A 22,702-nucleotide genomic window follows, 5' to 3' on the forward strand; every position below is an offset into this window, starting at 1 on the left:
CTCACCCCTCGTGGCTGGCGTACAGGCGTTCAAGCAAGCGGCTAGCAATGGCCAGCAACTGTTCATCGGCGTCCTTGGCCCCCACCAGTTGCAGGCCTACCGGCAGGCCCTCGGCGCTGGCCAGCGGGATACTCAGCGCCGGGTGTCCCGACAGGTTGAACGGTCGCACGAAGGCCGTCATGCCCAACACCGACTGGGTGTCGGCTGCGTCGGCGAGGGCCAAGGGCAAGTCCGGCATGGTCGGCAGTACCAGCACATCGACCTGCTGCAATGCGGCGTCGACTTCGGCGCTGAACTGCACACGCACCTGCTCGGCCTGCGCCAGCGCTGCGGCCGTGGTGTTGCCGGCTGCGGCCAGGCGAGCGGCGATGTCGGCGCCCACCTTGCCGGTTTCCAACAAGTACCCGCAGGCATCGAAGGTCTCGCGGTTAATCACCACCATGCCAGCGTCATAGGCCGCCTTGAGGCTGGGCAATGCAAGGCTTTCGCTGGGCAGTCGGCTGCCGGCGATGGCCAAATCGATCACACGCTGTACCGCTGCGCTGGCCTGCACTGTCACGATGCCCAGGCGCGGCGTATTCGGTGCCGACACAGGCTTGAAGGTTGGGTCGATCGCCTGCATGGCCGTGACCAGCATCGGCAGGCTCGCGGCGAACGGGCCAACGCAATCGAGGCTACTGTGCGCCGGCATCACCCCACGACGACTGACCCGACCGAACGTCGGTTTAAAGCCGAACACCCCGCAGCAACACGCCGGGATGCGCACCGAGCCCCCCGTGTCGGTCCCCAGGGAAAAATCCGCCAACCCGGCCGCAACGGCCGCCGCCGAACCGCTGGAGGAGCCACCCGGGATACGCCCTGGAAAACGCGGGTTCGGCGCGGTACCGGTCCAGTGATTGATCCCCGTGGTGCCGAACGCCAGTTCATGCAGACTGGTCTTCGCCACCAGGCGGCAGCCCTTATCCAGCAGGGCCTGCACCACATCGGCATGGGTCGTGGCTGGCTCGGCGTCAGCCAACGCCTGGCTAGATGCACGGGTTGGCAGGCCGGCGATATCGATCGTGTCCTTGACCATTACGGTCGGCCCATCGCCGCCAAGGGAAAGCTGTTCAATCACCAGGGTCATGTCAGGTCACCTTCAGTGCCAAATGCGGAATCAAGGCGCCCGATGCGCCGCTCCCTTTTTCACACTCACCGAATATCACGTGAATTGTCAATCAAATTTCAGCCTTCCCATGCGACCCTAACCCACCCCTTCAACGCATGAATAATTGCGCCGAAATCACGAGAAAAGTCTATTATTGACCGCCTCCCCTGACCTGAGCACACCATGACTTCTGCAAAAAAACCCGCAAACCGCTACGACCCCGGCAGCGAAAACTTTCACAAGGAAGACTTCCCGTACTACTGGTTGGCCATGGTGCATGGTCGCTACAGCCAGTACATGGAAAAGGCACTGAAGAAAATCGGCCTGGATATCCCGCGTTGGCGCGTACTGCTGATTCTCAAGGAGAACGGCCAGTCGAGCATCTCCGAGATATCCACCCACGCGATCGCCAAGCTGTCGACCATCACCAGGACGGTCTATCGCATGAAGGAAGACGGCCTGGTGGATACCGCGCCCTGCGAGGGCGACGGCCGTGTCACCCAGGTGCGGATCACTACCGAGGGCCGCGCGGCGATCGAACGCATTCAGGTGGCGACCAGCGATATATTCAAACGCAGCTTCACCGGCATGACTGAAGCGCAGATCCAACGCCTGAGCCGCTTGCTCAAAACGATGTTCGATAACCTCGGCGAACCTTGAGCCAGGAGCTGGCAGCTACCGTCAGGCATATCCAAGTTCCAGGCAGACTCGCACAAGCAGGCAAACGTGCATCCGCTTTTAATGCAGAGGTCTTTCGAGCGCCCTCCGGGCGCGACAACCCCTCATTGGAGCGCCGCCATGCACATTGCCTTATTGCCCTCAGTCGTTGCCTTCCTGGCCCGCGACCATTCCAACTTCATCGATGGCGCGGTGCACACCAGCGCATCCACCCAGCGTATCGGCATAGTCGACCCCGGCACCGGCGAGACGGTCGCCCATTTGCGTGACGCCCAAGCCGAGGATGTAAGCCTGGCCGTCGACAGCGCAGGCATTGCCTTCAAGGGTGCCTGGGCACACGTCACACCTTACCTGCGCGGTGTCCTGCTCAATCGCCTGGCTGACCTGATCGAGACCCATGGCGAAGAACTGGCGCAATTGGAAACCATGAGTTCTGGCAAGTCGATCAACCTGTCGCGCCATATCGAAGTGGGCCAGAGCGCGGTGTTCCTGCGTTACTTCGCCGGCTGGGCGACCAAGATCGGCGGCCAGACCATGAGCCCGTCGTTTCCCTCCATGGACGGTGAGCAGTACAGCGCCTATACCCTGCGCGAACCCGTGGGCGTGGTGGCGGCCATCGTGCCGTGGAACTTCTCATTAATGATCGGCGTGTGGAAACTGGGCGCCGCACTGACCACCGGCTGCACCGTGGTGCTCAAACCCAGCGAATATACCCCCCTGTCCTTGCTGCGCCTGGCGGAGTTGGCAATCGAGGCCGGGATTCCGGCTGGCGTGATCAACGTGGTCAACGGCCGTGGCCAGGTCGGCCAGCAGTTGATCGAACACCCAGGCGTGCGCAAGGTGTCGTTCACCGGTTCAGTGCCCACCGGCATAGCCGTGGGCAAAGCCGCCATGGCCGCCGACCTGACCCGAGTTACCTTGGAACTGGGCGGCAAGAACGCCGCTGCGCTGCTGGCCGACGCCGATGTCGATGACGCCGTGGCGCGCTTCGTGCAGTCGGCCTATGTGCACCAGGGCCAGGTGTGTGCCTCGCCCGAGCGCTTGTTCGTGCACCGCTCCATCGTCGAGCAAGTGACGCAGAAGATTTCAACAATGTTGTCGCAGATGGTCATCGGTTCGCCCCTGGATGAACACGCCCAGTTCGGCCCGTTGTCGAACAAACCGCACTTCGACAAAATCCTCGGCTTTTTCGACCGAGCCCTGCAGGGCAACCAGGTGGTGTGCGGTGCGCGCGCCGTAGACCGCGCCGGTTACTACGTGGAACCGACACTGATCGTAGCCACTGGCAAGGACGATCCGCTGCTACACGAGGAAACCTTCGGCCCGGTGGTGTGCGTACTGGCATTCGACGATGAAGAAGAACTGGTCAAGCTGATGAACGACAGCCCGTTCGGCCTCACCGCGAGTCTCTGGACCAACGACCTGTCCAAGGCCTTGCGCTTGATTCCACGGATCGAGGCAGGCACGGTGTGGGTCAACATGCACACGTTCGTCGACCCTAGCGTGCCGTTTGGCGGAATGAAGGCTTCGGGCATTGGCCGTGAATTCGGCAGTGCATTCATCGACGATTACACCGAGCTGAAATCCGTGATCATCCGCTACTAAACAACATCGATAGCGACGCTGTTCGCGAAGCGCGGACTTGGCAACCTTGCAAAAAGCAAGCTGCCAAGCCGTCGCTTAATCGATAACTGACAGGGTCAGAACCTGGTCGAGATCAGTACCGCGCTATACACATTGAGCTTGTCGTCACCTAACTGCACACCTCCATGGTCCGCATCTTTGCTGGGGTCGTAAAGGCCCAGCATTGGAGACAGGATGACATTGGGTGTCACCGACCAGTCCAGGATGAAATCCAATTCCCGTCCCGAACTGTCGATGGCGCCACGGGTACGCTGGTTACGGAAATCATAGGCCAGGATGTTCACCGCGAGGGTCTCGGACGGCTGTGCGCGCCAGTACACTTGCTGGATCGTGGTATTCGCGCCAAACGGTCCTGCATAGTTGGCGGCAACCTCACCCTGGAACCACGTACCGTAGCCACGACTGAATCCGTACAGCAGAGCATCCCAATCAGCGCCGTACTGGCTGAAGCGATACCCCAAGGTCTGTTTCCCCGGCAGGTCGGCAAAGGTCCATGCCGCCTCGACATAGCCGGCTTTCGCATTACCGCGACGAGTGCTCTGGACAGCGATTTCCGACGACAGGAACAAGCCCGGTACACCAGCGTCTCCTGTCGCGCGAAGGCTGTAGACGTCCATGCCATCGCGGTCCACCTGGGCACCGCTCGCAAACTTCTGGTCGACGCCGAGCCCATGCAGGTAGGTCATGCCAACCGTCCCCAGGTCTGCGGTGTATTCAAGGGTGGAAAAAGCCATCTCGACTTTTGCCTGGATCGGATTGTCCGACTTGAACCAGCCGAGCGAGCCATGCAAGCCCTGCTGCCCACCGAGCTTCAACCAGAATGTCTGGTCGAACGCACGCCGCGGCGTGATGTAATAGCCTCCCCCGCGATTGAAACGATTGTCCGCAAGCCCCCTGCCCGCGCTAATACCATCACCCGCAACCAGAAAGCCGTCCCCCAGCAGGATCGCCTGCCTGCCGGCAGAGACTTCCACGCCGTCCTTGCCAAGCGCCGGGAAGAGGTCAGCGGAGCGCCACCCCGCGAAGGCCTCTTCCCATTTATCAGTGCGCTCAGTGCCGTTGGTGAAACCAGCCGCATCGCCATCTCCCCAGGTCGCCGACGCGGTTCGACTCAACGTGCCAAACACCGAGCCCAGGTCGTCGCTAGCCAGACTGCCACTCAAGCCATACTTGATGTAGCCCTCACGCCAACTGGAATGCCCCGGCTCACGATTACCCCATTGCTGATAATTTTTCTTGCTGTGAAAAACGCCCACGGTAGAACTCACATCCAGCGACAACGTGCGGTCCGGCTCATCAACCAGCACATAGGCCTGCCCGACAGTGCACCAAAGGCTCCCCGCGATGCAGACGCAACGCCCTATTACATTCGTTAATCCTGGTTTCATGACTCGCGCGCTCCCCTGGTGTGCCGCACAGCGGCACAGCGTTTTTATTATTGTGTTGACCGAGCATCTGTTACTGAGCGATTGCACCGTTGGCGAACATGTCCGCGACGATGAACCAGTTGCCATGCTCTTTTTTCAGCCAAACAGGCTCTTCATCTTGAAGGGAGAGACTCGTTGCCCATGCTCTCAATAACTGTGTGCAGCAGCATGGGCGATTGCGCGTGTGCGTGAGGAAAGCCACAGTCCAGAGCAGCCAGAAGTACAAGGGGGGACGAAACTTTCTTGTTCATGGGGCACCCGTTTCAATGATTGAATTGATCAGATCGCTGTAGGCCAGGTTGTAATTGGCACACAGAAATTTTGAAGCAGATGGGCGCCGATTGATTGGTCGTGCTGGACAGCATTTTGCAAATCATTGCCAGTTCGCGCTCAAATCGCGACCAGCAAAAAGCCGTGCGGATGCGATAAAAAGGCAGTCACATCGCACGGCTCCCTGAACCCAAGGTCAGTGTCCCAGGCTTCTGTAGCTACTCGGTGTGAGGCCCATCTGCTTCTTGAACGTCTTGGAAAAATGCGCCGAGTCGGCAAACCCCCAGTAGCTACCGATATCGGTGATTGAGCGATGTGCGCAAACCGGGTCACGAAGATCCTGCGCTGCCTTCAAAAGCCTCTCACGCAAGATGTAACGGCAGACACTATCGCCACTGGCCTCGAACAGTCTGTAGAGCTGGCGACTGGAAATGCCCAGTTCTTCGGACAGCGACGCTGGCGACAGCCGCGGTGAGTCAAGCCTTTGCTGGATGATGGATTGCACTTCATGCAACTGCCATCCCGGCGAGTGCTCGCTCGCACGGTACTCCAACACCGACTCAAGCAGGGCCACCAACGCCCTCTGCATGCCATCGCCATCCTGCGGGCAAGACCAATGAGGCAGCTCGCCTCCAGCGACCTGACGCACCAGCGTGCCAAGCAGTTGGCCGCAGACGCCCGTGGTCGACAGCTTGCCAAAACGGGTACGGTCCAGGCCTTTGAACAACTCACGCGGCAGAGGGATCGACACATGGGAAAACAACCCATGGGGTGTCATTTTTACCGAATCGGAAAAGTCGAGCAGAGCGAGGTCACCTGCTCGCAGGTCAACGACCCGGTCACCCAGCTCAATGGCCATCGAGCCTTGTTGTTGTAACACAAGGAAACACCTATCCGACGAATCGCGCGCGCCTACCCGAATTGACTTGGCAATCACATTGGCATTGCTACGAATGTGGGCGACAGCCGTGCTACCCACCTGCGTCTGTTTGATTTCCCCAATGAAAAGGCTCTGGCAATGGTCATAGCGTGTTTCGAAACGGCCGCAGGCCGCGCGTACACTTTCGTTCCATGCCGACAACGCTTGACCACTCATAGATATTCTCTCCGGGGCACGCCCAAATTTAGTGCGTATTTCACGTGATTTCGGTAACAAAAAAAGCCTTTTCAAGGAGCAAGCACAGAGCGAGCCAACTCGCGAATAAAAAAAATGAAGGGCGTCATTTGTCTGTCAACGCCAAGCCTTTGTGCCAGGGTGCCAGCCCATATGGTTTGCAGGTCAAGCCCGCTAGCCTGTGGTGCCAACCACGCGCCGCGGAATCGAACACATGATGAGTCTCGCATTGAGCATTCAAAACAAGATCGCCCTGCTGGCCAGCGTCTGCCTGGCTACAGTAGTGGCACTGGTCGTGGGGCTGTCCCTTGGGCAACGCCAGACCAGTGAGGACTTGATCGTCGACACATCCGGCCAATTGTTACTCACGGCGGCCCAGAACAACTTGCAGGCCCAAGGCCAGTCCCAGGCCCTGGCTATTCAACAAGGATTCAACCGGGCCTACGAGTTCGGTCAAGGTCTCAGTCGCCAGGTGATGCATCTGCGCGACCGCGCCGACAAGGCCCCTGACCCTGCTGCGTCCCACGCCTTGAGGCAGGACCTGGCGCAGGTGCTGCATCAGGCAATTACCGAACGTCCTGAATTGCTGGGCCTGTTCATTGTCTTCGAACCCGATGCATTGGATGGACGCGATGCAGACTTCATCGGTCAGCAAGCGCTGGCCAGCAACGACAGCGGGCGCTTCTCGATGTACTGGCTACAGCCCTCGTCCGGAAAGCTGGAAATGGTACCGGGCGATGAAAAGCTCCTTGCCGATATCTCTCCAGGCCCCAGCGGCGCGCCGTTCAACACGTTCTACACCTGCGCCCGCGACCATGCCAAAGCCTGCCTGCTCGACCCCTACGTCGACAATTCGAGCGCACCGGCGAGGCTGGTCACCACGATTGCCTTGCCACTGATTGAAAACGGCAAAGTCGTGGCGGTACTGGGTCTGGACATCAGCCTGGAGACCCTGCAGCGGGATGCTCAAAAAGCGAGTACCACTCTCTATGACGGCCAGGGCGGCATTTCGATTATCAGTGCGGCAGGCCTGGTGGCCGGTGATAGCCTTCATCCGGAGCAACTGGGCAAGCCATTGCAGGCAACACTTCCCGCCCAGGCCACGGATGTGCTCGAGACTATGCGCGAGGGACAGGTTCGAACCCTTGAAAATGACCAACGAATCAGCGTGATCGTGCCGATTCGCCCCTTTGCCGATGCAACGCCTTGGGGTGTGGTGGTCACCGTTGCAAAAGAGGTGCTAGCCGCCCCGGTGGTCACCTTGAAGGACCGGATGTACATGCAGCGGGTAAACAGCCTGCTACTTGAACTCGCTCTCGGCATCGCTGCGGCGATACTGGGGGTCGCAATGATGTGGCTGACAGCCCGCAGCGTAACCCGCCCTCTGCTGCGGGTGGCTCGACTGCTCGAGGATATCGCCGATGGCGAAGGTGACCTCACGCGGCGTCTGGCCTACCCGGCCAAGGATGAGCTGGGCCGATTGTGCAATGCCTTCGACCGGTTCCTGGATCAACTGCAACCGGTGATCGCCACGGTACAGGGGGCCGTACACAACGCTCGCGAGACGGCCAATCAGTCGGCCCAGGTCGCCAGCCTCACACATGCTGGCATGCAGCAGCAGATTCGCGAGTTCGAACAAATGGCAACCGCTCTGCACGAGATGTCGGCGACCTCGCAGGATGCCGCCCAGAGTGCCGCGCAGGCAGCGGATGCCGCGCGGCATGCCGACCAGGCCACCAGCAATGGGGTGCGCGTGATCGAAAACACCGCCCAAGGCATCCAGGCGCTGGCCACAGGCATGAGCAATGGCATGGTGCGTCTGCAGGCGTTATCGTCGAGCAGTCAACAGATCGGCACAGTCATGGAAGTCATCCTCTCGATTGCCCGGCAGACCAACCTGCTCGCCCTCAATGCTGCCATTGAAGCCGCGCGAGCCGGTGATGCCGGTCGTGGCTTTGCAGTGGTGGCCGATGAAGTCCGTAGCCTGGCCCAACGCACTCAGGCGTCGGTCGAAGAGATCGGTGCCGTGGTCGAAAACCTGCACAGCGGCACCCACGATGTGACGGCAGCGATGCAGCAGAGCCATGACTTGGCCCAACGCAATGCCATCGAGGCGCGCCTGGCCCTTGAAGCGCTGGAACAGATTCGCCAGGCCGTCAGCGTCATCACCGACATGAACGTGCAGATTGCCTGCGCAACGGAAGAACAGAGCAGTGTCGCCGAAGAGATCAACCGCAACGTCGTAGCGGTGCGTGATGTCACGGCTTCGCTGTCGACCCAGGCCGAACGCTCGGCGAGCATCAGCCAACAACTGAACGAACTGGCCACCGAGCAACAGGCGCTGGTGCGGAAATTCAAGACCTGAACGCAGACCAGGCAGACGCTTTCGCTCATTCAGGTGCTGTACGCGTGCGCACTGGTCACTTCCTTTTTCCATCACCCACTTATGTTCAAAATCCCTTTGCTGACGTTATCGCTGACGTGCACACCTGTACTTGCCGAGACGAATATGAATTAGAAGTTTCAGCACGCGCCTCAAAGGCCAGTCAGCAGCGTTGTACGACTGGCCGACACCCAAGCGCATGATTACGACCATGGCGCAGGCGACCGGGGAATATTATCAAGAGCTACATGACGATGCCGCGCAGGTACCTGCGCGGCATGAGGATGACTACCAGCACGTCTTACGCCAGGGGAAGGTTCAAGTTGGTGCTCTTCACCCTGGCCGACAAGGATGAGTACGCCACCGTCAGCGAACGCCTGGCGGCGTTCGTCGAGGCTCAGCGCAATGCCCCGGTGCGCGCTGAATAGCTCTCACAAAGCACTCACAGTCGGGAAAGGACGGCGATGTCTGAATCCTGTGTGCGCTTGAACGCCAGCTGAACTCTCAACACCGCAGCACCGTAGATAGCCAGGACCGCCACCGAACAGGCGCCGGAGAACACCAATACCGCAGAGTAACCAAATGCCTCGATCAGGAACCCACCAATGGCCGGCCCGAATGCCGCACCGAGGGACAGGCAAAGCGCGCCCAGTGCGACCAGCTTGCCCGACAGGTCGAACTCAGCCATGACGCCAAAGGTATAAGCCAGCACGAAGCTGATCGAAAAGAGAAAGCAGATAACCCCTGCGACATAGGTAGCTAGGGAAGAAAACTGCGCCAGTGCCACCAGGCCCAGCAACTCCGCCAGGATGATCACGGCCACCGGCATGAAGCGCCCCACCTTCAGGCCGATCGCCGAGGCGATGAAACCACCGCCGGCATTGATCAAAAAGCCCAATGCCAGCACCATCCCGATGGTATCGGATGTCAGTCCGGTCTTTTTCCCCATGAGCTCAAGGAACGCCCACACAGACATGATGCCGGTCAGGAACACCAAACTGGCAACCAGACTCAACCACACGATGGCTCGACTCTCTGCGCTGGCAATCAGCCCGCAAGCATCGGAGGCATCCAATTGCCGCTCACTGCGGCGCGGCACCCACGGCAGCGGCAAGATGCCCATCACCACCATGGCAATGGCGATGGTAATCAGCATGCCCTCAAAGCCCCAGACTGGCGCCACCGCCACCGGCAGCACGATGAGCAGAAAGGCGCCCGGCACGGTCTCGATACCCAGCTTGAAACCAAACGCACGTTCAGGCTGAGAACTGTCACCGAAGATCGTCATGGCCAGGGCATACAAAGCGCCTGTCCCAGCGCCGGCCAGGGCCATGATCACCAGCAGTATTTCATAGGAGGGGGCGCGCAAAACAGACAACACCGCGCCCACCACCACAGCCGACGACAGTGCCGAAATAACCCGCCAACTGAGCTGGTGAATCCACAGCAAGGAGGCCAACCCGAACGCCCCAAACCCCAGGTTCATGGCCATGGCGAGGTTGCCCAGTTGATGCTCGCCAAGTCCGAAGCGCTCCGCAAGCGCTCCAAACAGCACGGGAAGCACGTTCAATAACAGCGCGCCTGCGCCCGAGACCAGCCCTGCACACAGATAAACGGATACTTTATCGATCGGATTTTTTTTTGTAGTTTTCATTTTAAGTGTCCTGGCTTGATAGACAGAGGCTCAAGTTTGCTTAATGGTGGCCTACACGGTAGGCATTGAGTCGGTGAGAAACCTTGCCCAGGGAGCACAGCACAGCCCTGAAACGGTCCTTACCGAAAATACGCTTGAGTGCGCAGGAGTAGATGTCGGACCCGACAATACTGCGTACCTGTGAACCTTCCAGATCAGTGATTTCCTGATCTGGGTTCAGGCTCTGGAAGTCTTTGGTTAAGGCTTGCAACAGCTTGCCCTGACGCTTGTTGATCACGACCTCAGCCTCGATATCATTTGCGAGGCTCCGATAATGCAGGTCGTACTTGCGGGTCATGGCGTAATACGAAGAAGGGTTTTCCAGAGACGACGACATGCCAGCCTACCTCTCTATTATCAGGGCCATGCAGTGACGAGCCCCTCTGGATGCATCGATAGCCAACATTGCATTGGCCGCGTCATGCACATCCGAACGACACCGCTCTGCTTATCACGCCAACAGTGTGTAGCGAATTGGCTGGGCTGGCATGTCCAATATTGCCGGATTTTTGGTTAAGGCTGACAAACCACCCGCCAGTTGACTCAAGCCTGCACTGCTACCGAGCGGACAGGCGTACGGAGGGTAAAAACATAGGCTACGAGACAACCCAGCCCGCAACACCCCACCACCAGACACATGGGCCACGACGTGCCGTCGGCCAAATAGCTCACCCACAGACTGGCCAGCGCTCCGGTAGCGAATTGCACCGAGATCCCCAGTGCAACGCTCGCCCCGGCCTGGCGTGGAAATAGCGCCATCAGGCAGGCCGTGCAATTGGCCCCTAGTAAGCCGGTCACGCCCATGTAGAGCACCATGCAACACACGATGCTTGCCAGCCCGCCCCATTCGGTAAGCCCTACGAGCAACAGCATCAGCCCAGCCCCGCCCGCCAGCACGGCGCCCACGCCCAGCATGCGTTGCGGCCCGTAACGGCCCACCCGGCGGGCATTGATGAAGGTCACCAGGATGATGCCGAGGATGTTCAGGGCAAATAATCCACTGAACACCCGTGGCGACACCCCGAAGTACACGACATACAAAAAAGGCGAAGCAGTGATAAAGGCGAACATGCCGCCAAACGCCAGAGACATGCACAGGATCAACGCCACCGCCCTCGGCTGGCCGGCGATGGAAAGGTAGGCCGCGAAGGCCGTCTTAACCGATGCGCCACGCTCCTGCACCGGAAGGCTCTCCTTCAAGCCCAGCGCGACCACCAAGAGGCACAGGCTGGACAGGATGAACAACGCGGCGAAAATCGTACGCCAGCCTTGAATCAGCACCAGCCAGGTACCGATCATCGGCGCGACCAGCGTCGCCATCATGGTCAACAGGTGCATCCACGACAGCACCTTGGCTGCCTGCACCAGGCCCACCAAATCCCTGGCGATAGCGCGGGCCAACACCAATGCACCCGCCCCGCCCAACGCCTGAAGAAAGCGCCAGGCAATCAATTGCTCGACGCTGCAGGCAAACAGGCAACCCAGGGTTGCCACCACGTAGAGCACCAGACTGCCCAATAGCAGGTGACGACGACCATAACGGTCTGACAGCGGGCCGTAGAACAACATGCCCAGGCACAACCCGGCGAGGAAGGCGCTGATGGTATGTTGCACCTGCGCGGTGCTGCTCGACAGGTCCTGGGCGATTTGCGGAAGACTGGGCAGGTAAGTGTCGATCGAAAACGGCACAAAGGCCGTCAGCGATGAAAGCAATGCAGTCAGCCGCGTACGAGCGTTCATCGGCCCAGGATCTCGATGCGTTCAAGAAACTCGGCGCCCAGCCGGTTGAAGATCTCACCTTGGTCGTCGTGCACAGAGTGGCTGGCGTCCGCGACCTCGGCCGTGTGCGCCTGCACATTGCTGTCGCGCATGGCTTGAAATGTCGCCGCTGGCAGAGAATCCAAGCGCACGCCGCGAATGAACAAGGTCGGGCAGTCCAGGGCACGCACCGCCGGACTGATGAAAAAACGGCTGTCCGGGAACATCGTTTTGCTCCGTGAGTGCAGGACCTGCGACTTAGAAACGATCAAAGCGATATGGGCTTGGATCGATGATCGGCGTATGCCCGCTGACGAGATCGGCTGCCAGGTGACCAGCCGCCGGCGAAGTACCGAAACCGTGCCCGGAAAAACCGGTGGCCAGGGTCAGGCCGGGAATGTTCGCGACCGGCCCTATCACCGGATTCGAATCCGGAGTCACATCGATAGTACCCGCCCAGGCTTGGGCTATCTTCGCTTGCTCGAACACCGGCCAGGCAGCCTTGAGGTTATTCATCGCATCATTATTGAGCCGCGGGTTGGCGGCCGGATCCTGCACGCGTACGCGTTCGAACGGGCTGACGCTGTCGGCCGACCAGCGCCGGGACAGCGCCAGGTCGTTGAAAAAATACTTGCCCAGCGACACGTTCAACACACTGCGCTGCGCACGAAATTGCGGCATGTATTGCTTGGCAAGTAACAGGTGGTCGAGAGTCAAAAAGGCGTCCAGCTTGCCGCGCTGGGTAATGATGAAGCCGCCGTCCTTGTGTTTGCGAAACGAAAAGTCCGGCGCCCCCACGGCAATTTCGGTGGGCCCTTGCATCGGATGTGTACGCAGCACCGAGCAGGTCAAGGCCAGCGTCGGCAATGACACGCCAAGGTTGCCCAGAAAACGCCGCGACCACATCCCGCCTGCAAGCAATACCTGGTCGCAGCGGATCTCGCCTTTCTCTGTGACCACGCCACTGACCTTGCCGGCGGACATCTGCAGCGTCCGCACCGCGCACTGCTCGATGATCACAACACCCAGGGCCATGGCAGCCTTGGCAATCGCACTGCTGGCCAACGTCGGTTCCGCGCGGGCATCGGACGGCGTGTAGATCCCGCCGGCCCAGTCATCCTTGCCGCCCGGCACAAGCTGCGCGATCTCACGCTTGCTGAGCAATCGCGAATCAAGGGATAGGTGCTCGACCGATTTGAGCCAGCCTGCATGCATCGCCATCTGCGTTTCGTTGCGCGCGACGAACATGATGCCCTCTTGCCGGTAGCCCACATCCGCGCCAACACGCTCAGGCATTTGTGCCCACAAGCGGTCCGCGGCCAGAGCCAGCGGAATATCGCCGGCATGGCGGCTGGTCTTGCGCACCCAGCCCAGATTGCGTGAAGACTGCTCGCCGGCAATACGGCCTTTTTCCAGCACCACTACGGCAATATTGCGTTCGGCCAGTGTCAATGCAGCCGTCAAGCCGATGATTCCGCCACCGATGATGACGACGGAGGTCACGGTGGGAAACACGGTAGACGTATTCACGGGCGCAATAGTCGGGGCCATGATCAAGACTCGATAAGCAATGGAGGTTAGCCGCGCAAGCGTACGGCCGTGTAATGGTTTACTGCGACAGACGAATGACTTCGACTTGCGCCTTGGAGGCGTTGCGATAGGCCGTCACTTCCAGTTCCACCTTGTAGACCGTCGAACCCAACGGCGGGCACGTGACCGTACTGGCCGGGTCGACGCCGCGAAACTTCTCGCCGATCAGGGTCATTACTGCCGGCACATCCTTGGGATCCTGGATGAACACCCGCGAACACACCACGTCGGCCAGGCTTGCATCGACGGCGGCCAGGGCGGTTTCGATATTAGCGAAGACCTGGTGCGTCTGTTCGAGGATGTCCTCCGGGATCAGTTTGGTTTGCGGGTTGCGGCCGGCGGTATTGGACACATAGATCCAGTTGTCCACCACCACCAGGCGGGAATAGCTGGCCTGGTCTTCAAACGGGGAACCGGTCTTGAGCTTGATGATTTTTGTCATGTCGAAGGTCTCGTCAGTTTGGTCAGAAATGGCTCAGCGCAGCACCGGGGTTTCCCACAGATTCAGTTTCACGCCGATGCCTTTTTCGATGGCATTGCGGTACACCACGGTGCCCCAGGCCACATCTTCCACGGGCATGCCGCCTACCGACATGATGATGATTTCTTCATCGTTCCTACGGCCCTGAGCTTCGCCGGCAACGATCTTGCCGATGTCTTCGAGCTCGTCCGCCCGCATCTTGCCTTCGGCGATCATGTCCATGAAACGTACGCCGATCACCGGTACGCAGTGGTGCGCAGGCTTGGGCAACTCTTCGAACCAGGCTTCATAGAGACCGGTATTGTCCAGCACCTTGCGCACGTCGGCACGCTCCATCCCTTCATCCAAGGAGCAGGACGCCGGCATCGCCATGAAGGCTCCCGGTTTGACCCACTCGCGTTTGACGATTGGGTAGTTTGAGGGGTCGCCTACCTCACCGGAGCTACAATAAGTAACAAGATCGGAGTCACGTACCACCTCTTCGAGGCTGTCGACTACTTCTATCGTGGTGACCTGTGGGTAGGTTTCCTTAACCCAGGCAATAAAATCATTCAGGCTTTTCTCGCCACGGCCTTTGACCTTCAGGGTGTCGATTAGTGGGCAAACGGCAATGAATGCGGCGAGTGTCGTCTTGCCCATCACACCCGGGCCGAGCAAACCGACCACTTTCGAGTCCTTACGGGCCAGGTGGCGCGCGCCGACACCGGGAATCGCACCGGTGCGATACGCCGACAGCAGGTTGGCGGACATATGGGCCAGCGGTGCGCCGGTGTCGGGGTCATTGAGGGTAAACATCAGAATCGAGCGTGGCAGGCCTTTTTCGCGGTTGGCGATATTGGAGCCGTACCATTTGACGCCCGCGGTGCAAAAGTTGCCGCCCAGGTAGGCCGGCATTGCCATCATGCGCCGGTCAGCGGTGGGCTTGGGCATGTTCGGGAACGGCGAGTCCTTGGGAAAAACCACCATCGCGCCGTGGGAATCGTTGTTCGGGCCGGCCATGCGGTAATCACCGATGTACAGCAGGCCGAACATCTCTTCCATGGTGTTCACACAGGCCAACATGTCGGTCACGCCAGCGCGGATCATGTCCTGCTCGGACAGGTAGATGAAGTCTATTTTTGTAGTAGTTGACATAGTTATTCTCGAACTGAAGGTGATATCGCTGCGGTAGGCGCTGCTCCCACGCTATCGAGGTCGAGTATCAAGCCGCGGTTTGCGGCGGTATTGTAAATTTCGGACATTGACACTTGCCCCTCCCGAACGTAAGAGTTGGCGCGAAAAATGCGTGATTATTCCCGTATTTTTCCACTCAAAGGTCCGGTCATGGTCAACCTGCGCACGCCGATGCCACGGCACCGCACCGCGTACGAACAACCCTGGTTCGTACTCAGTTCATCGCGATTTTCGGTAATACCTTCCGACCACCCGGCCATTTCGCATTTCTATGCCTTTGATGTCGCCCACTCAGCAGACCTGCTGGCGGTGCCGGACGGCTGCGTGGACATCGTGTTCGACTGTGATAGCACGCGTCCGAGTGTGAGAATCTGTGGCACTCCGTTGGAGGCGCAACGGGTTGAACTGCTCCAGGGGCATCATTACTTCGGTGTACGCTTTTCGCCGGGGGTAATTCCTGGCTTCATCAACGTACTGGCTGAGGACCTGACCGAACAGGAATGGGATCTGCTGGAAGTATCTGCGTTTGCCCAGCGCATTTTCGAAAGCATCGTCAAAGCCCCGCAGTTGCACGAACAGATGAAGCTGTTCAACGACTACCTGACCCCACGCTTGATGGGCAGGACATCGAAACTCACCGCGATGGTCATCCACCAGGCACTCGCGCGCCGTGGGGATCTACGCATTCAGCAGCTTGAAGATCTCAGTGGGTACACCAGTCGTACCATCCATCGCCAGTTCAGCCATGACACCGGCCTGTCACCCAAGACCTTCTGCAGGATCATCCGCTGCCAGACAGCCCTCGACACCCTCAATACCCAGCAAGCAGTGTCATTCTCGGAATTGGCCCTGGACCTGGGCTTTTCCGATCAATCGCACTTCCTGCGCGACTTCAAGAAGCTGATCAGTACAACCCCTTGCGATTACCAGCGCATAATGCTGCGGAACGCTTATATCGACCGCATCAGCTTCGCCTGAGCCCTGCTCCTGCTCGCGGGAAGAATTTTAAGCATCTGGGCGTTAGACGATTCAGTGCAGGTTCGAGCATCGCGAGTTTCCGTACGGTGCCATGGGAGCATTGGTCCGCAGTTCCTTGGACGATGGCCAAATCAGTCTCTTAGACGGAATAGGAGGTCATAACGTCGATGCCAAGTATCCGCCCGGCCAAGTCATCTACCCATCCCAACGATATGCGTCTGACAAGGCAATGGCAGAAAACCCTAGGCCTAATTATTTTCAACATGGACTGTGGTGCATTCCCTCAGGACTTCGATGAATGCCTGCAACCCAGATGGGATATGGCGATGTCCCGGGTAATATAAAAACAATCCTGGAATTGGCGGGCACCAGTCTTCCAGAACCTTCACAAGTCGCGCGCCAGCCAAAGATCGCGAGACTACGCGCTCTGGCACGTAGGCGATGCCAAGTCCAGAAATGGCGGCTTCGGCCATGATTTCCGGGTTATCGAGGATCAACTGTCCTTTGGGATCGATGAACAATGACTGCCCATGCTTTTCAAACTCCCATCGATAAGGTTTACCACTCGGCATTCGGATGCCGATGCACTGATGTCGAAGCAGATCATCTGGGGTCAATGGGTATGAATGAGTCTTGAGGTAGTTCGGGGAAGCGACGGTTACAAACCGAATATCCGGGCCTATCGGAACGGCGATCATGTCTTGAGGTATTGACTCACCCAAACGGATGCCCGCGTCGAAGCCGTTGGCAACGACATCGACCAAGCGACCATCGGTGACAAGATCGACCGACATCTGCGGGAAACGTCGCAGGAATGTCGGCAGGGCATGTTCCATCAAAACGCGGGCAGCCTGATCGCTTGCATTGATGCGCAGGGTGCCACTTGGAAGATCCCGATACTGATTAACTTCATCTACAGCCAGCGCAAACTCTCGCAATACCGGGCTCAACCGGCTCAGTAGGCGCTCCCCCGCTGCCGTCGGAGCGACGCTGCGCGTTGTGCGATTGAGCAAACGAATCCCGAGCCTTGCCTCGAGGGTTCTCATCAAATGGCTCAGCGTGGACGCGGACAACCCCAGCTCATCCGCCGCTTTTCGGAAGCTTCGGTGACCAACGATCAGCGCCAACGCACGTACGTCAGTGAGTGACAGGGGGAATTCATTCATGGCTATTTTTCACCAGGTCATCCTCATTCTGCTCGATAGTAGCAGCAGTCCAGGACGCGTAGCGTTAAACCCTCGCAAGCCTGTCCGGCTCGCTCTGAGGAGAACATACCGATGAATAAAACCTGGTTAGTCACTGGCAGCTCGTCCGGCATTGGCTTGGCGGTAGTTGAGCAATTGCTGGGACGTGGGGATCGCGTGGCGGCTACGTTGCGTGAACCTCAAGCACTCAGTCACTTGAAAGAGCGCTACGGCGAACGGCTGTGGACAGCGGCACTGGATGTGAACGATACATCCGCCATTCGGAATGTCGTTAACCGCGCATTCACTGAACTAGAGCGCATTGATGTCGTGGTCAGCAGCGCAGGATACGCATTATTCGGCGCCGCCGAGGAATGCAGTGACGAACAAATCGATCAGCAATTGCAAACTAACCTGGTCGGCTCAATCCAGTTGATTCGCGCTTGCCTGCCTTTTCTCCGTCGGCAAGGGGGCGGTCGAATTCTGCAAGTATCGTCGGAGGGCGGCCAACTGGCTTATCCAAACTTCAGCCTTTATCACGCCAGCAAATGGGGCATTGAGGGTTTTGTCGAATCGGTCGCGCAGGAGGTTGCACCATTTGGCATTCAGTTCACCCTCGTAGAGCCAGGCCCGACTCGTACGAACTTTGCCGCGGCCTTGATCAGCCCTCCAGTGATGGCGGAATACGAACAGACGCCTGCCGGCGAGGTGCGTAGAGCGGTCGCCAGTGATGCTTTCCCCCTGACAGGAGATCCGCAGAAAATGGCCAAAGCCATGCTGGGGATCGCCGAAGCCGAACCGGCGCCAAAACGTCTGCTGTTAGGCAGCGGTGCTTATGGACGTGTCCACGCAGCGCTGAGCCAGCGAGTGGCTGAGCTGGAGCAGTACAAGGAAATCGCAATGAGCACTGAGATCGAGTGAGTTCCGTTCAGAGAAGAGTTGCAACAGGTATTTGCTTTGCAGAATGTGGCGGCGTTAAGGTTTCCAGTTACTAGACAGCAGATCAGTAAGCTCACGCGCCCGCTGCGTCGGCAGGCGCGTGAGAACGTCCTTGAGATAGGCATACGGATCATGCCCATTGAGGTACCGCCGTTTCCTACCTCACAGAGGTCCCATACTTAAGCAACTGCATTGCACAACCGGCCCCTGACACGTCGCCCTTCGCCATTAAAAGCATACCTTTCAAAGGAATTGGACTGTCATGACTGCACTGGATACCGCTTTTCACCATCTGCATCAGAACGGACTGCTGGTCCTGGCCAATGTGGCCGATGCGGGCGGTGCGCGCATCGTCGAACGCCTGGGCGGCAAGGCGGTAGCGACCAGCAGCGCGGCCATGGCCTGGTCTCATGGTTACCAGGATGGCAACAAGTTGCCTCTCGACCTGCTGAGCACCACCGTCAAGTCGATGGCACGGGTGCTCAGCGTACCGCTCACGGTGGATATCGAAGGCGGCTACTCCGATGACCTGGAGCAGGTCGGTCGAGTAATCAACACAGTCATCGCCGCCGGGGCGGTCGGGATAAACATCGAAGACGGCCTGGGCTCGCCAGAGCTGCTGGGTCGCAAGATCGACGTTGCGAAAAAGGTGGCAAACCAGGCGGGCGTCAAGCTGTTCATCAACGTACGGACCGACGTCTACCTTAAGAACCTGTTCCCCGCCGAACAACGCCTGGAGGAACTCCTGAAGCGCGCCGCACTGTATGCCAGCGCCGGGGCGGACGGCCTGTTTGCCGCTGGCGTGATCGATTCAAACGAAATTGCCACCCTCTGCCAGGAGACCAAACTGCCAGTCAACCTGCTGTCCCGGGACGGACTGCCCTCCCCCGACGAATTGAAGCGTCTGGGGGTCAGACGACTCAGCGCGGGCTCCAGCATCGCCGAGTTTCTGCACGGCGCCATGGGAGCATTGGTCCGCAGTTTCTTGGACAACGGCCAACTCGACACCCAAACCTTGAAAGCCCACACATACGGCGAATTGAACGCTTTGATGGCGCTGAAAAACGAGTAATGCCTGTCCTCGGACGAGGCCAAACGCCAGTCCGAGCAGAAATTGCACTGCCAGCTCCAACACGTTGCCCAGGTAGACCGGACACCAAGGCCTGCAAGCGTATTTCTATAATGATCGCAATCAACCTGAAGCAAGCACATCGCCCGCAATCACGGGCCTTGCTCTGCTGGTCCTGGCTACAAATCGTGTTACTCAAATCGATGTTATCGGTGGTCAGTACGCCGCACTGGCAGTTTCATCCTGAAAGGTGCTGGTAGTCAGGGCTGCACCGTTCGCCGTTCCATCCAAGGGGGCCGCTCCTACGCTCGCCTCTCATGTATCCCGCCTGCAAGGGGCGGGGACCGCCCCCCCGGTGAGCGAGCAGGCAACGCACGGGCTCAAGCCTGCGCGGCAGCTCTAGCCCGCGGCGGGGCGAGAAAAAAATTCCTATACGACATCGTACAACAATTAAAAAAGTGCTTCCCATCTGCAAAAGCGCTGCTATTTTAAATGCGCATCAAGCCCGCCCCACCCCATCAAAAGGCGCCGGAAAACCGTTTCCAGCGCGGCCATACCCGGCCGAGGGGCAGCGTCGAGGCTTGTATGCCGTTGTTTTTCTAAACAGGACCAGTCCGTATCGCGCAGGCCACAAGCCTTGCCGCGTCGACCCAGGGGCACGACCCCTGCACAAGGAGGTGTCATGATCGAACCGCGATGCATTTCGTTGAGTTCCACGCAACAATCCGTCTGGCTCGACCAACTGCTATCGCCCGACACCCCCTCCTACAACATCGGCGTAACCGTGGAAATCCACGGCACGGTGGACCACGCGCTGTTCGCCGTGGCGCTGCGAGCCGTGGTGGCCCAATTCGATGCGTTGCGGCTGATGATCAGCGACCGCGACGGACAGGTGCAGCAGCAGGTCGCCGAGCACCTCCAGGTGCCGTTCACCTTCCACGATTGGCGCGGTGAGTCCGAGGACCTGGCTATGGCCGCCATCGGGCAATTGAATCGCACGCCGTTCTCGCTCCGCGGGCAACCTCTGTGGGGCATGGAATGGTTTCAACTGTCCGACACCCATGCGCTGTGGAACAGCCGCTACCACCACCTGATCAGCGACGGCACTTCGGTGGGCCTGGTCGGCCAGGCTGTCAGCGCCGCCTATAACCAACTGATCGTCGGCGAGCCACTCCAACTGGACCCGGTGTTGGCTCAGGGCTATCGCAACTTTGTCGCCAGCGACCGCGATTACCTCGATTCAGCACGCCACGCCAAGGCGCGGGATTTCTGGCTGGAGCAGTTCCCGGCACTGCCGGAACCGTTGTTCCAGAGCGCTTCGCCGTCCCGCGATCCGGCCAGCGCCAGCGAGCCGCAGCCCAGTGCCCAGGCGATCTGGACCCTGGGCCACCAGCGCCTGGCCCTCATGACCCAGTGGGCAAGAACCCAGGGCGCGACGTTGAGCCATTGTCTGAGCGCATTGCTGGCCGGCTACTTTAGCCGGGTGACCGACCAGCGTGAGCGGCTGGTCATCGGCCTTCCGGTGCACAACCGCAGCAATCCCCTGCAGAAACGGACCGTGGGCATGTTCTCCTCGGTGCTACCGCTGACGGTCGAGGTCGACCCCGCCGCCAGCTTCGTCGAGACCGTGCAAAGGGTAGCCAGCCAGACCCGGCGCAGCTACCGCCACCAACGCTACCCCTTGCAAAGCCTGCATCGCGAGTTGCGGGCTCGCGCCGGCCACCCCGGGCAATTGTTCGAGCTGATGCTGTCGGTCGAACAGTACCCCGGCGACGTCAACCTTGCCTCGGCCCGCTGCACTCTGCGTACCTGGCACAACGGCTATGAGCGCTATCCGCTGGCGATCTATCTGCGGCATTACGAAGCCCAGGCCGAACCCTTCCTGGAATTCAACTACGACCCGCGACTGTTCAGTGCCGAGCAGATGGCCACGCACCTGCGGCGCCTGGAGTTCTTGACCGATCAGGTCCTCGCCGAGCCAACCCGGGCCCTGGGCGACTGGGTGCTGCTGGACACCGCCGAACGGCAGCAGATCCTTGACGATTTCAATACCAGCAGCCGTGACTACCCGGCCGATGAACCGCTGCCTGCGCTCTTCGCCGAGCAGGTGCAACGGCGCCCCGATGCTTGTGCGCTGCTGGACGGCGAGCAGACCCTGAGCTATCGCCAGCTCGACCAACGGGCCGAGCGCCTGGCTGGGCATTTGGCGGCCTGTGGAATTGGCGCCGGTGATGCGGTGGCGCTGTGCCTGGCCCGGGGCGCGGCGTTGATCGTGTCGATCCTGGCGATCCTCAAGCGCGGCGCATGCTACGTCCCCATCGACCGGGAGGCCCCGACGGCCCATCAGGCGCGGGTACTGGCGGACTGTGGCAGCGCCTGGCTGCTGGTGGCGGGTGACGATCGGCCCGCACTGGAAAACGTCCGCGTCATTGACGTTGCAGCGCCCGACCCTGTCTTGGCTGAATTCCACCCGGCCCGCGGGGCCGGCGATGTCGCCTACATCATGTACACCTCCGGTTCCACTGGAACGCCCAAGGGCGTGCAGGTGCCGCACCGCGCCATCACCCGGCTGGTGCGCAACAACGGCTTCGCCGAGTTCACCGCCCAGGACCGCTTCGCCCTCGCCGCCAACCCGGCCTTCGACGCCAGTACCCTGGAGATCTGGGGCGCGCTGCTCAACGGCGGCTGCCTGGTGGTCTGCCCCAGGGAAACACTGCTGGACGCGGCCCGCTTCAACGAGCACCTGCTGCGCCACGAAGTCAGTGTGCTCTGGCTCACCGCCGGGCTGTTCCATCAGTACGCCGAGGCCCTCGCGCCGGCCTTCGGCGCGCTGCGCTACCTGATGGTCGGCGGCGACGTACTCGATCCGCGGCGCATCGAAAAGGTCCTGCGCCATTCGCCGCCCAAACACTTGCTCAACGGCTACGGCCCGACGGAAAACACCACCTTCACCACCACTCACGCCATCACCCTCGAGGACGCGTTGGCCGGTGACATTCCCATCGGCCGGCCCGTGGGCAACACCCAGGTCTATGTGTTGGATGAACAGCGCCGCCCGGTGCCGATTGGAGTGGCCGGCGAGCTCTACGTCGGTGGTGATGGGCTCGCCCTGGGGTACCTGAACCAACCCCGACTGAGCGCAGAACGCTTCGTCGCCAACCCCTTCAGCCAGGT

General features: G+C 59.7%; 17 protein-coding genes and 4 pseudogenes. 9 read left to right on the plus strand and 12 right to left on the minus strand.

Features of this window, described 5'->3' with window-relative positions; genetic code table 11:
- Position 1: 1 nt before the first annotated feature.
- Entirely contained in the window at positions 2–1,126 is a 1,125-nt protein-coding gene (locus BLP82_RS14630) for an amidase (protein WP_092169042.1), read from the minus strand.
- Positions 1,127–1,330: 204 nt separating this feature from the next.
- Between BLP82_RS14630 and BLP82_RS14635 the strand changes: the two genes are divergently transcribed.
- Positions 1,331–1,807, plus strand: coding sequence for a MarR family winged helix-turn-helix transcriptional regulator (locus BLP82_RS14635; RefSeq protein WP_092169044.1), 477 nt, complete (start codon positions 1,331–1,333; stop codon positions 1,805–1,807).
- Positions 1,808–1,945: 138 nt separating this feature from the next.
- Complete coding sequence (locus tag BLP82_RS14640) at positions 1,946–3,430, plus strand: aldehyde dehydrogenase family protein (protein WP_092169046.1); 1,485 nt, start codon at positions 1,946–1,948, stop codon at positions 3,428–3,430.
- Between the two features lie 95 nt (positions 3,431–3,525).
- Here the strand turns inward: BLP82_RS14640 and BLP82_RS14645 are convergent, their stop codons facing one another.
- Together BLP82_RS14645 and feaR are read right to left on the minus strand one after the other, a co-directional pair.
- Positions 3,526–4,857 (minus strand): alginate export family protein, encoded by a 1,332-nt coding sequence (locus BLP82_RS14645; RefSeq protein WP_092169048.1) that lies wholly within the window; start codon positions 4,855–4,857, stop codon positions 3,526–3,528.
- A 505-nt stretch (positions 4,858–5,362) separates the two neighbouring features.
- Positions 5,363–6,262: a transcriptional regulator FeaR gene (gene feaR / locus BLP82_RS14650; protein WP_092169050.1), complete on the minus strand. Its 900-nt coding sequence runs from the start codon at positions 6,260–6,262 to the stop codon at positions 5,363–5,365.
- Positions 6,263–6,755: 493 nt separating this feature from the next.
- On the opposite strand from feaR, the pseudogene BLP82_RS32020 reads away from it, so the two are divergent.
- From BLP82_RS32020 to BLP82_RS31355, 3 genes and pseudogenes are all read left to right on the plus strand, one after another.
- A pseudogene (locus BLP82_RS32020) lies at positions 6,756–7,787 on the plus strand (HAMP domain-containing protein); the annotation flags it as partial.
- 261 nt (positions 7,788–8,048) lie between these two features.
- Positions 8,049–8,645: pseudogene (locus tag BLP82_RS32025) on the plus strand (methyl-accepting chemotaxis protein); the annotation flags it as partial.
- Positions 8,646–8,941: 296 nt separating this feature from the next.
- Positions 8,942–9,091 carry a hypothetical protein gene (locus tag BLP82_RS31355; protein ID WP_177344101.1) on the plus strand — a complete coding sequence of 50 codons (150 nt, stop codon included), beginning with the start codon at positions 8,942–8,944 and terminating at the stop codon, positions 9,089–9,091.
- 14 nt (positions 9,092–9,105) lie between these two features.
- Here the strand turns inward: BLP82_RS31355 and BLP82_RS14665 are convergent, their stop codons facing one another.
- The 7 genes and pseudogenes from BLP82_RS14665 to BLP82_RS14695 form a co-directional block, all read right to left on the minus strand.
- Positions 9,106–10,317: an MFS transporter gene (locus BLP82_RS14665; protein WP_256576605.1), complete on the minus strand. Its 1,212-nt coding sequence runs from the start codon at positions 10,315–10,317 to the stop codon at positions 9,106–9,108.
- A 40-nt stretch (positions 10,318–10,357) separates the two neighbouring features.
- A complete protein-coding gene (locus BLP82_RS14670) occupies positions 10,358–10,693 on the minus strand; it encodes a hypothetical protein (RefSeq protein WP_256574059.1) in 336 nt (111 codons plus the stop codon).
- 206 nt (positions 10,694–10,899) lie between these two features.
- Entirely contained in the window at positions 10,900–12,096 is a 1,197-nt protein-coding gene (locus tag BLP82_RS14675; RefSeq protein WP_092169056.1) for a multidrug effflux MFS transporter, read from the minus strand.
- A pseudogene (locus BLP82_RS14680) lies at positions 12,093–12,311 on the minus strand (alpha/beta fold hydrolase); the annotation flags it as partial. The gene BLP82_RS14675 and the pseudogene BLP82_RS14680, both read right to left, overlap by 4 nt.
- A 61-nt stretch (positions 12,312–12,372) precedes the next feature.
- Positions 12,373–13,665, minus strand: coding sequence for an NAD(P)/FAD-dependent oxidoreductase (locus BLP82_RS14685; RefSeq protein ID WP_092169059.1), 1,293 nt, complete (start codon positions 13,663–13,665; stop codon positions 12,373–12,375).
- Positions 13,666–13,723: 58 nt separating this feature from the next.
- A complete protein-coding gene (locus tag BLP82_RS14690; protein ID WP_092169062.1) occupies positions 13,724–14,146 on the minus strand; it encodes a RidA family protein in 423 nt (140 codons plus the stop codon).
- 33 nt (positions 14,147–14,179) lie between these two features.
- Positions 14,180–15,319, minus strand: a complete 1,140-nt coding sequence (locus BLP82_RS14695) for an ornithine cyclodeaminase family protein (protein WP_092169065.1) — start codon at positions 15,317–15,319, stop codon at positions 14,180–14,182.
- 189 nt (positions 15,320–15,508) lie between these two features.
- On the opposite strand from BLP82_RS14695, the gene BLP82_RS14700 reads away from it, so the two are divergent.
- On the plus strand, positions 15,509–16,336 hold the full coding sequence (locus BLP82_RS14700; RefSeq protein WP_092169110.1) for an AraC family transcriptional regulator: 828 nt from the start codon (positions 15,509–15,511) through the stop codon (positions 16,334–16,336).
- A 248-nt stretch (positions 16,337–16,584) separates the two neighbouring features.
- Here BLP82_RS14700 and BLP82_RS14705 read toward each other — a convergent pair whose 3' ends face one another.
- On the minus strand, positions 16,585–17,502 hold the full coding sequence (locus BLP82_RS14705; RefSeq protein WP_092169068.1) for a LysR family transcriptional regulator: 918 nt from the start codon (positions 17,500–17,502) through the stop codon (positions 16,585–16,587).
- Between the two features lie 111 nt (positions 17,503–17,613).
- On the opposite strand from BLP82_RS14705, the gene BLP82_RS14710 reads away from it, so the two are divergent.
- Complete coding sequence (locus tag BLP82_RS14710) at positions 17,614–18,441, plus strand: SDR family oxidoreductase (RefSeq protein ID WP_092169071.1); 828 nt, start codon at positions 17,614–17,616, stop codon at positions 18,439–18,441.
- Between the two features lie 54 nt (positions 18,442–18,495).
- Here the strand turns inward: BLP82_RS14710 and BLP82_RS14715 are convergent.
- Positions 18,496–18,603, minus strand: a pseudogene (locus BLP82_RS14715) (transposase domain-containing protein); the annotation flags it as partial.
- Positions 18,604–18,721: 118 nt separating this feature from the next.
- On the opposite strand from BLP82_RS14715, the gene BLP82_RS14720 reads away from it, so the two are divergent.
- Together BLP82_RS14720 and BLP82_RS14725 are read left to right on the plus strand one after the other, a co-directional pair.
- Positions 18,722–19,531 carry an isocitrate lyase/PEP mutase family protein gene (locus tag BLP82_RS14720; RefSeq protein ID WP_092169074.1) on the plus strand — a complete coding sequence of 270 codons (810 nt, stop codon included), beginning with the start codon at positions 18,722–18,724 and terminating at the stop codon, positions 19,529–19,531.
- A gap of 679 nt (positions 19,532–20,210) precedes the next feature.
- Positions 20,211–22,702: non-ribosomal peptide synthetase (locus BLP82_RS14725; protein WP_139197858.1), on the plus strand; the 2,492-nt coding region annotated here is incomplete at its 3' end.

The sequence above is a fragment of the Pseudomonas sp. NFACC37-1 genome (assembly GCF_900101575.1).
GTDB lineage: Bacteria > Pseudomonadota > Gammaproteobacteria > Pseudomonadales > Pseudomonadaceae > Aquipseudomonas > Aquipseudomonas fluorescens_AA.